Here is a 1,343-nt window from a genome sequence, read left to right on the forward strand (position 1 = left end):
CGACACGCCGGAGGCCGGGGGCCCTTCCCCGGCGCGGACCGTACGCACGGCCGCCACGCGCCTGCTGGCCGCGATCGACCGGCACACCTGCCCCGCCTGCGCCGGCCTCCCCCCGCGCCGGGCCCAGGCGCACTGACCCGGCGCCGTGGACGCCGGTGACGGCACACCCCTCGAACCGGCCGGACAGCGGTGCATAGGATTGGGCCCATGTCGAAGCCTGACGAACTGCTTGTTGATATCGCTGCCCTGGTGGAGTCCGGGCACAGCAATCAGATGACTCTGACCGTGGTCGCCGGTGGTGCCGTCATCACGGGGCGGCTGGCTCCCGAAGCGGCCTGGCGGCAGCGGGTGTCGGAGGTCCTGGCCGACTCGGCCCACCTGAGCGAGTTCTCCGCCGCCTTCACCGCCCCGGCACCCGGGGAGAGGGCGCCCACGCACCTGCACTTCCATGTGGCGCGGATTCTGCAGGGCACGGTCGGGATCCCGGAGACGGGCGGGATGTACCGCGTGGCGATCGATGACGTCAGCGCCTGGACCATGGGCGACTTCAGCTACTCCGACCACTGAGAGCACACCGCTGCGCGCTGACCGCTCGGCACGCGGCGAGGGCCCGGCCGGCGCCTGCCGGTCGGGCCCTCACTGTTTCTGGCGGCGGGCTCACGGTTCGTTCTGGTGGCGGCCCGCGCCTGCCCGCCGGTCAGGCAGCGGCAGGAGCGCCGAGCAGGGTGGAAGCCTGTTGGAACGCGCCGACGGCGCGCTGTGGCGCGGTGCTGCGCGGGAGGCCGGGGCAGGTGAAGCCGAGCCGCGTCATGGCCCGGAGGACTTCACCGGCACTGAAGTCGCGGCGGTCCTGACGGGTGAGGACCTGCCCGACCTGCTTGATCGGGTAGGTCCGACGGCCGATGATCACGGACGCGCCGATGACCTGTTCGGGCTTGACGCCCCTCATGGTTTCCAGGACACCACTCTTGGTGAGGTCGAACGGGAAGCGGGCGATGACGCAGCGCATGGTGCCTCACAGGGAGTGGAAGGGGACGGTGCTGCCGGGGGGGTGAGCCGGTGCGGCGGGCCGGGGCCAGGGCGCCCAGCGCGCTGCCGTGCTCGTCGACGGCCGGCACGACGACGAGCTGTCGGCCGCGGCCTCGGTCAGCTGTTTCGAGGCCGCGGCGTCCACGGGACCGCGCTCAGGCCGCCGCGTCGAAGGCGGACTGCTGCGCGCCCACGCGCCGTGCCGCCGAGGCGGGGCTGCGTCGGCCGCGGGAGCCGGTGCTGCGGCTGCGCTCACGCCGCGCGGCCACCGGCGCGGTGATCGTCACGGGGATGCCGGAGGGGGTCCGGGCGCC

The 1,343-nt window shown here is 74.0% G+C and carries 2 protein-coding genes and 1 pseudogene; 1 reads left to right on the forward strand and 2 read right to left on the reverse strand.

The features are described from left to right. Nucleotides 1-207 precede the first annotated feature (207 nt). Nucleotides 208-567, forward strand: coding sequence for a hypothetical protein (locus CR470_RS37940; protein WP_097872288.1), 360 nt, complete (start codon nt 208-210; stop codon nt 565-567). 130 nt (nt 568-697) lie between these two features. Here the strand turns inward: CR470_RS37940 and CR470_RS37945 are convergent, their stop codons facing one another. Together CR470_RS37945 and CR470_RS41025 are read right to left on the reverse strand one after the other, a co-directional pair. Continuing rightward, nucleotides 698-1,009, reverse strand: coding sequence for an SCO5918 family protein (locus CR470_RS37945; RefSeq protein WP_097872289.1), 312 nt, complete (start codon nt 1,007-1,009; stop codon nt 698-700). A gap of 175 nt (nt 1,010-1,184) precedes the next feature. Beyond that, nucleotides 1,185-1,343, reverse strand: a pseudogene (locus CR470_RS41025) (DEAD/DEAH box helicase); the annotation flags it as partial.

The organism is Streptomyces sp. rh34 (assembly GCF_002551245.1).
Taxonomy (GTDB): domain Bacteria; phylum Actinomycetota; class Actinomycetes; order Streptomycetales; family Streptomycetaceae; genus Streptomyces.